Annotated in this window: 8 protein-coding genes and 1 pseudogene; 6 read left to right on the plus strand and 3 right to left on the minus strand. The window is 38.2% G+C overall.

Annotated elements, in window-relative coordinates; all coding sequences use genetic code 11:
* Positions 1-170: 170 nt before the first annotated feature.
* Complete coding sequence (gene grpE / locus HMPREF3263_RS07810; RefSeq protein WP_032804004.1) at positions 171-746, minus strand: nucleotide exchange factor GrpE; 576 nt, start codon at positions 744-746, stop codon at positions 171-173.
* A gap of 130 nt (positions 747-876) precedes the next feature.
* Here grpE and HMPREF3263_RS07815 point away from each other — a divergent pair, with 130 nt between their 5' ends.
* Entirely contained in the window at positions 877-1,767 is an 891-nt protein-coding gene (locus HMPREF3263_RS07815) for an NAD(+) kinase (RefSeq protein WP_005697725.1), read from the plus strand.
* Between the two features lie 76 nt (positions 1,768-1,843).
* Positions 1,844-3,520: a DNA repair protein RecN gene (gene recN, locus HMPREF3263_RS07820; protein WP_070853159.1), complete on the plus strand. Its 1,677-nt coding sequence runs from the start codon at positions 1,844-1,846 to the stop codon at positions 3,518-3,520.
* 23 nt (positions 3,521-3,543) lie between these two features.
* Here recN and HMPREF3263_RS07825 read toward each other — a convergent pair.
* A pseudogene (locus tag HMPREF3263_RS07825) lies at positions 3,544-4,109 on the minus strand (aminotransferase class IV family protein).
* Complete coding sequence (locus HMPREF3263_RS07830) at positions 4,109-5,083, minus strand: aminodeoxychorismate synthase component I (RefSeq protein WP_049371554.1); 975 nt, start codon at positions 5,081-5,083, stop codon at positions 4,109-4,111. Before HMPREF3263_RS07830 ends, HMPREF3263_RS07825 begins: the two are co-directional and overlap by 1 nt.
* 76 nt (positions 5,084-5,159) lie before the next feature.
* Here HMPREF3263_RS07830 and HMPREF3263_RS07835 point away from each other — a divergent pair, with 76 nt between their 5' ends.
* From HMPREF3263_RS07835 to HMPREF3263_RS07850, 4 genes are all read left to right on the plus strand, one after another.
* Positions 5,160-5,750, plus strand: a complete 591-nt coding sequence (locus tag HMPREF3263_RS07835) for an anthranilate synthase component II (protein ID WP_005697717.1) — start codon at positions 5,160-5,162, stop codon at positions 5,748-5,750.
* Positions 5,751-5,826: 76 nt separating this feature from the next.
* Positions 5,827-6,981, plus strand: coding sequence for a methionine adenosyltransferase (metK, locus tag HMPREF3263_RS07840; RefSeq protein WP_014065059.1), 1,155 nt, complete (start codon positions 5,827-5,829; stop codon positions 6,979-6,981).
* A 55-nt stretch (positions 6,982-7,036) separates the two neighbouring features.
* Entirely contained in the window at positions 7,037-7,552 is a 516-nt protein-coding gene (locus HMPREF3263_RS07845; protein ID WP_070853160.1) for a SprT family zinc-dependent metalloprotease, read from the plus strand.
* A 50-nt stretch (positions 7,553-7,602) separates the two neighbouring features.
* A complete protein-coding gene (locus tag HMPREF3263_RS07850; protein WP_070853161.1) occupies positions 7,603-8,121 on the plus strand; it encodes an opacity family porin in 519 nt (172 codons plus the stop codon).
* The last annotated feature ends 41 nt before the right edge of the window (positions 8,122-8,162 follow it).

The raw sequence follows: 8,162 nt of genomic DNA on the forward strand, positions 1-8,162 counted from the left end.
TTTTTTTGATGGCTGAAATTAAGGTGAAAGCTTGCTAAATCTGGGAGGAAAGAGTGTTTTTGTTGATAATTATTCTCAAATTATTTTTTAATAATTTGATCTGAATCAAGGTTTTGGGCAATAAAAAAACGGACGAAAAATCGTCCGCTCTTTAAGTTATAGAAAAGAAATTAAGCTGCAACCATTACCATGGCTGGGCGAATCACTCGACCATTTAAGGTATAACCTTTTTGTAACACAGTGGTGATTTGATTCGTTGTAAAGCCTTCTGCTGGTTGCATAGAGATAGCTTGGTGAAGATCTGGATTAAAGGTATCACCCACAGCACCAACAGGTTCGACACCGAAGCGAGAAACCGTTGAGAGTAACTCTTTTAAAGTCAGCTCGACGCCATCAAATAGGGCTTTGATGTTTTCATCTTCCTTATTGGCAGGCGTTGCAAGTGCACGCTCTAAGTTATCAATAGTGTTTAAAATGTCTTTTGAGAATTTTTCGAGCGCAAATTTATGTGCTTTTTCGATGTCTTGTTCACTGCGGCGGCGCATATTGTCAATTTCAGCACGCGTGCGAAGCAATAAATCTTGCTCTTTTTTAGAGGTTTCTTCCACTTGTGCTTTTAGTTGTTCTTCAAGCTCTTGTACGCGGGCGATCGCTTCTTCTAACGGATCTTCCGTTGAGGTAGTTTCTTGCTGAACATCTTCAACAAGTTCTTCATTTTCATTTAAGTTTTGTGCTTGTTCTGACATCTTTTTCTCCATTTATCAAAAATTAGTGCTATTTTAGCAAAACTGAATTGCTATGTAATATAATGGCTAAAATTTTAAATTCAAGTGCGGTCAAAAATCAGTAAGTCTGTACTTGGGAGCAATCATAGTTATGGATGAATTAGTTAAATCATTTAAAACCATCGCCTTGATGGGAAAACCACGTCGCGATATTAATTTACAAATGCATAAAAACTTGTATCAATGGCTGAAAGATAGAGGATATCAAGTTTTAGTCGAAAAAGAGGTGGGAGAAAAATTTGGTTTACCGGAAGAGGTGTTAGCGACAGTTGAACAAATCGGTGAGCAAGTACAACTCGTAATTGTGATCGGTGGTGATGGCAATATGCTAGGGCGTGCCCGTATTTTGGCTAAATATAATATTCCAATGATTGGTATTAACCGAGGCAACTTAGGCTTTTTGACCGATATTGACCCGAAAAATGCTTATGCACAGCTCGAAGCGTGTTTAGAACATGGTGAATTTTTTGTAGAAGAGCGTTTTTTATTGGAAGCTAAAATTGAACGAAACGGAGAAATTATCTCCAGTAGCAATGCCGTAAATGAGGCGGTGATTCATCCCGCTAAAATTGCGCACATGATTGATTTCCATGTTTATATCAATGATAAATTTGCCTTTTCTCAACGTTCAGATGGTTTGATTGTTTCCACACCAACAGGTTCAACGGCTTATTCGCTTTCCGCTGGCGGCCCGATTTTAACGCCAAATTTAAATGCAATTGCCCTTGTGCCAATGTTCCCGCACACACTTTCTTCTCGACCATTAGTAATTGATGGAGACAGTAAAATCTCAATTCGCTTTGCTGAACATAATACTTCACAGCTAGAGTTGGGCTGTGATAGTCAAATTGCGCTAGATTTTTCTCCTGATGATATCGTTCATATTGAAAAAAGCCCGCACAAGCTACGTTTATTACATCTAAAAAATTATAATTATTACAATGTATTAAGCACAAAATTAGGCTGGCTTAAAAATTTCTAATCTAAAAAGTTAAAAATCTCTTTACTGTATATTATATCAGTTATAATATATAGATATACAGTTAAGGAGATTTTTTATGCTAACCCAACTTACCATCAATAATTTTGCAATTGTTCGTCAATTAGAGATTGAATTGGCGAAAGGAATGTCTGTGATCACGGGGGAAACCGGCGCAGGGAAATCCATTGCTATTGATGCGTTGGGATTATGCTTGGGGCAGCGTATTGAAACCTCTATGGTTCGAGAAGGGCAGGAAAGAGCTGAAATCTGCGCCACATTTTTTATTGAACCAACGAACCCTGCTTATCAATGGTTGCAAGAGCAAGAATTGCAGGATTCTGATAATCCTTCCGATTGTATTTTACGCCGAGTCATCAATGCAGATGGGCGTTCTAAAGCTTTTATTAATAGCACGCCTGTATCGGCTTCTCAATTAAAAGAAATTGGTCAATATCTTATTCATATTAATGGGCAGCACGCTTCACAATTATTATTGAAAAATGACTACCAACTTCAGTTGGTGGACACATTTGCACATCACTATGATTTGCTCGCACAAATGCGAGAAGATTATCGCGCGTGGAAAAATCTTCAAACGCAAGTTAAAACCTTCCAACAAAAAGTTGCCGAAAATGAAGCGAAGAAACAGCTTTTACAATATCAGGTTGAGGAGTTAGATGAGTTTGCCCTTCGTCCAAATGAATATTTGGAATTGGAAGAGGATCAACGTCGTCTATCAAATAGCGAACAGCTGACACAGTTATCACAATCAGCCTTACAGCTACTCAGTGAAAATGAAACAGTGAGCATTGATTCTATGCTTTATCGTGCGACACAGTATATTGATGAATTAAGTGAGTTAGATCCTCGATATGCTTCCGTTCAAACAATGTTGAATGATGCACTCATCCAAGTGCAAGAGGCGACAAGTGAAGTTCAACATCTTGCTTCTCATATTGAGCAAGATCCGATGTTATTACAAGAGATTGAGCAACGTTTAGGGCAAGCTTTACAACTTGCACGTAAGCACAATGTGAAACCAGAAGAATTGGTGGAGTGGCATCAAAAATTAAAAGCAGAATTGACCGCACTTTTAGATTTTTCAGAAAGTGAAGAGCGCCTGATTTTAGAAGAAAAAGCCGCCTTTGAGAAAATGCAACATACGGCAAAACAATTACATGAAAGCCGTTGCCAAGCTGCAGGGAAATTAGCACAGCAGGTTACACATTCTATCAAAGGGCTTGCAATGGAGAATGCCGAGTTTTTCATTGAAGTGAATTCAGATTTAACTAAAGTGACGGCAAATGGGGCAGATAATATCGTCTTTACTTTACGCAGTAATCTAGGACAGCAGGCACAACCGCTAGCAAAAGTGGCATCAGGTGGTGAGCTTTCTCGTATTTCATTAGCGATCCAAGTATTAACGTCCGATCAATCGGCAATTCCAACGCTGATCTTTGATGAAGTTGATGTCGGTATTAGCGGTAAAACCGCGAGTGTAGTGGGTAAATTGTTGCGTCAATTAGGCGATAAGTGCCAAGTACTGTGTGTGACCCATTTACCACAAGTGGCGTGTCATGGGCATCATCAATTTAATGTTGAAAAATTTACTGTTGATGATAAAACAGAAACCAAAATGACCGCACTTTCTCAAGAAGAACGCGTTCCTGCTCTTGCAAGATTACTCGGTGGCAGTGAAATTACGGATCTTGCTTTAGCGAATGCACAAGAGATGTTGGATTTAGTCAAGTAAAATGAGGCAAATGAATGGGCGTTTTATAGTTCATTCAATGCATTAATAACTCGAATTTCGTCAAACTGCTCAAGTTGTTCTTGTCTAATTTCAATTTCTTGAAGTTGACCGGATTGTAGTAAATATTCCCTTTGTGTGCCTTTAATAAAGGGGTATTCGGTGTGAACCATTGAGTTCCGTTTCTAAAGGCGAGATTACCAATAGAGCAGTCTGTGACAAATCCCTCTTTAATAATAATGATTTCATCAGCCTCTCCCTTTTGTGCAAATAAGGTATTGATAAGTTCACGGTCAGCATATTTGAGCGAATAATCAATTTCATTACAGACTATGGACTTGAATACACGATGTGTTTTAGGTGTATATTCAACGTATAAAATTTTGGTTTGATGAGCGTTGTAGTCAATTCGACAGCGAACAAGCTTATTATGTAGCTTCTTAGGTACTTGAATTAGATCTAAAAGATTAAAAAAAGTGATCGCACTTTTTCCATAATAAGTGATAAGGCTATGTTCATAGCGTGCTTGATGCAGAGCAATATTTTTAATTTTGCCATTTTCAATGGCGATGGTTTCAAATAAAGGGAACATTACTTTTCCTTTTGGATTGGAAGGTAAACTTTGGCAATCAGCTCTTGATATTCGTCTTCAAGTTGGCTTTGAATGGTAATGCCACCACCACTACGAAAATAAAATTTATCACCTCTTTGTTCAATAAAGCGAATTGCGACGGCACTATTTAGGTTTTCGCCATCAAAAATACCGAAAATTCCTGTGTAATAACCTCGTTCTTGCTTTTCAGCTTGTTGTATAATGGAAACCGTTTTTTCTTTAGGCGCTCCGCTGATTGAGCCTGCAGGTAAAAGTGTGGCTAATATTGAGCCAATTTTATTTTGCCAATTATCTTCTAATTCACCGTAAATTTCTGAACTGGTTTGTAGTATTTCGCCTTGTTCTGTGTAAATACTATCGATGTAGCGAAAACGAGATACTTTGATATTTTTGGCAACCATTGCAAGATCATTACGCATTAAATCGACAATGGTGTAATGTTCTCGTTGCTCTTTTTCATCCTTTAACAAATTAGCTTTGGCATTAGGCTGGCTCGCATCAATCGTTCCTTTCATAGGATAGGTGTAAATTTTGTTTTGTCGAATTTGCACAAAGGATTCAGGTGAAAAGCAGACAAATTGCTCCTTAAAAAGTAATTTATAAGGTGCCTCAACTGAATGGAAAATTTGGATTAAATCCCCATTTAATTTGATTTCGGTAGGATAAGTGAGATTGAGTAAATAGGAATTACCTTTTTGTAATTCGTGTTGAACAAGATGAAATCCTTGTTCATATTGATGTAATGTAATGGGTTTTTTATCAATGATAGACAAAGCAAAGTGCGGTTGATTTTCAGTGATATTTTTTACGCCTTGAATATCCCAAATCAGCCCTTTTTCAGTGCTTTCATCAAAAGAACAAATAAGCGGTTTCTTCTGTTCAAAATCAATTAAGAAGAAAAAAGGTTGGCGTAATGCACCATAAGTATTAGCTTGCTGAATAAATGTTTGCATGGCTTGTAGATAAAAAAATAAAAAGGATTTTAACGCAGAATCGCTATAATGTTGAAATGAATTTAGTCACCGAATTATGGCACTAGCCCGTATGAAAAAAATTTTAGTTATCAATAACCATGATTCTTTTACTTATAATTTAGTGGATCTCATTCGCCAATTACAGGTGCGTTTTGATGTTGTAAGTGTTGAAGATTTATCATTAGATTGTGTAGAAGGTTATACACATATTTTAATTTCTCCAGGACCAGATGTTCCAAGCATGTATCCACAATTATTTGCGATGTTAGAACGATTTTATCAAACAAAGTCCATTCTAGGGGTTTGCTTAGGACATCAAACCCTTTGTGAATTCTTTGGCGGAGAAATCTATAATTTGCCAAGTGTGCGCCATGGACAGAAACGCCGCTTAAAAGTGCGGTCAAATTCAGGCTTATTTTTAGGGCTTCCAGCCGAATTTGAAATAGGTCTTTATCATTCCTGGGCAGTACAAACAGAAAGTATGCCAGAGACATTAGAAATTACAGCCGTTTGTGATGATGAAATCGTGATGGCAACACAGCACAAAAATTTACCTATTTTTTCTGTGCAATTTCATCCTGAGTCTTACATGTCAGAATTTGGCGAACAAGTGTTACAAAATTGGTTAAATTTCAAAAATACTTGATAGGAATGCTTGCTTATTAGTCAAAAAAGCGTATTATAGCCGTCTATACGTCAATACATCCAAAAGAAGAGAACTTATGTCTAGCTATTTATTTACTTCTGAATCGGTTTCAGAAGGACATCCAGATAAGATTGCCGATCAAATTTCTGATGCGGTACTTGATGAAATTTTAAAACAAGATCCTAAAGCTCGTGTGGCTTGCGAAACCTATGTAAAAACAGGGATGGCGTTAGTCGGTGGTGAAATTACGACATCAGCATGGGTTGATATTGAAAATCTCACTCGCCAAGTGATTTGTGATATTGGTTACAAACACTCAGAGATGGGGTTTGATGGTAATTCTTGTGCGGTATTAAATGCGATTGGTAAGCAATCATCTGATATTAACCAAGGTGTGGATCGTGAGAATCCATTAGATCAAGGTGCGGGTGACCAAGGGATCATGTTTGGTTATGCGACAAATGAAACCGAAGTCTTGATGCCTGCGGCGATTACTTACGCCCATCGTTTAATGGAAAAACAAGCAGAAGTACGTAAAAGCGGAAAACTGGCCTGGTTACGCCCAGATGCGAAAAGCCAAGTGACTTTAAAATATGAAGATAACAAAATTGTGGGTGTGGATGCAGTAGTGCTTTCTACACAACATAGTGAAGAAGTTTCACAAAAAGAAATTTACGAAGGCGTGATGGAAGAAATCATCAAGCCAATTTTGCCAAGTGAATGGTTATCTCAACAAACAAAATATTTCATTAACCCAACCGGTCGTTTTGTGATTGGTGGTCCAATGGGCGACTGCGGTTTAACGGGTCGTAAAATCATTGTTGATACCTACGGCGGAGCTGCTCGTCATGGTGGAGGTGCATTCTCGGGTAAAGATCCATCAAAAGTAGACCGTTCAGCCGCTTATGCCGCGCGTTATGTGGCGAAAAATATTGTTGCAGCAGGTCTTGCAGATCGTTGTGAAATTCAACTTTCTTATGCAATTGGTGTGGCAGAGCCAACGTCGATCATGGTAGAAACCTTTGGTACAGGAAAAGTATCAAACGAATTATTGGTTAAGTTAGTGCGTGAATTCTTTGATTTACGTCCTTATGGTTTAATTAAAATGTTAAATTTAATTCAACCAATCTATCGCCAAACTGCCGCGTATGGACACTTCGGCCGTGAACAATTCCCATGGGAGAAAGTGGATCGTGCAGAAGAATTGCGAGCAGCAGCCGGTCTTAAATAAGTAAATAAATGTGTATGATAAAAACCGCTAAATTAGCGGTTTTTGTTTACTTAACATGATGATGTCATCTCAAACTCAGTTTCGGCATTTAAAAATGCAGGTTCAGCGCAAACTTGCAGAAACATTACAACTCGCTGAAAATCACTTTCACCGGAAATTTCCTATTCCGATAATCAGTTATGACTTGCGAGGAGTAAAGGCTGGCGTTGCCTACTTGCAGAAAAATGAGATTAAATTTAACCGCACTTTGCTACTCGAGAACTCAGATGAATTTATTCGTCAGGTGGTTCCACACGAATTAGCCCACCTTATTGTGTATCAAGTATTTGGTCGGGTGAAACCGCATGGACGGGAATGGCAAGCAGTGATGACACAGTTATTTAATCTTCCGGCTGATACTTGCCACCAATTTGATGTGGAAAGTGTACAAGGTAAAATGTTTGCTTATCAATGCGAATGCCAGACCCATTATTTAACGATTCGTCGGCATAATCGCATTCAACGAGATAAAATTGCCTATTTATGTCGAAAATGTCAGGGAAAATTGGTTTTTCATAGTGAAAATTCATAAGCAGTGTGGTATATTTCTAGTGTTTTCAATCAAATAACAGGGGTTATCCAATGAAAAAATCATTATTAGCTATCGTTGTCGGTGCATTAGCGGTTGCTTCAACAGCAAACGCAGGTTTATATGCAGAAGGTGATCTAGGTCTTTCAAGAACTAAATTAAGCAATGGTGGTTCAAGCAAAACTAAAGTTGAACCTCGTGTTGCAGTAGGTTACAAATTAGGTAATATGCGTGTAGCAGGTGATTATACTCATCACGGCAACTTCCAAGGTACTAAAGTTCAAGGTTTAGGTGCGACAGTATTCTATGACTTCGATACCAATTCTCAAATTGAACCTTATGTTGGTGCTCGTCTTGCGGCAAACCGTTTCAAATTTGAAGAGCGTGCGGATCAACGCTATAAAAGCTCTTCTGAAACCAAAGTGGGTTATGGTGTAGTTGCGGGTGCTAAATATAAATTAGCAGACAAAGTGTATGCAAACGGTGGTTTAGAATATAACCGTTTAGGTAGCTTTGACGATACTAAAGTGAATAACTATGGCGCTAAAGTGGGCGTAGGTTACGAATTCTAATTTCCCTTTTGAAAAGTGCGGTTGATTTTCACCGCACTTTT

The sequence above is a fragment of the Haemophilus sp. HMSC61B11 genome, assembly GCF_001838615.1.
GTDB lineage: Bacteria > Pseudomonadota > Gammaproteobacteria > Enterobacterales > Pasteurellaceae > Haemophilus_D > Haemophilus_D parainfluenzae_AD.

Bases quoted from the DNA above. Each gene is read 5' to 3' on its own strand.
- metK (WP_014065059.1), top strand. From the start codon at position 5,827: ATGTCTAGCTATTTATTTACTTCTGAATCGGTTTCAGAAGGACATCCA.
- recN (WP_070853159.1), top strand. From the start codon at position 1,844: ATGCTAACCCAACTTACCATCAATAATTTTGCAATTGTTCGTCAATTA.
- HMPREF3263_RS07835 (WP_005697717.1), top strand. From the start codon at position 5,160: ATGGCACTAGCCCGTATGAAAAAAATTTTAGTTATCAATAACCATGAT.
- grpE (WP_032804004.1), bottom strand. From the start codon at position 746: ATGTCAGAACAAGCACAAAACTTAAATGAAAATGAAGAACTTGTTGAA.
- HMPREF3263_RS07850 (WP_070853161.1), top strand. From the start codon at position 7,603: ATGAAAAAATCATTATTAGCTATCGTTGTCGGTGCATTAGCGGTTGCT.
- HMPREF3263_RS07815 (WP_005697725.1), top strand. From the start codon at position 877: ATGGATGAATTAGTTAAATCATTTAAAACCATCGCCTTGATGGGAAAA.
- HMPREF3263_RS07830 (WP_049371554.1), bottom strand. From the start codon at position 5,083: ATGCAAACATTTATTCAGCAAGCTAATACTTATGGTGCATTACGCCAA.
- HMPREF3263_RS07845 (WP_070853160.1), top strand. From the start codon at position 7,037: ATGATGATGTCATCTCAAACTCAGTTTCGGCATTTAAAAATGCAGGTT.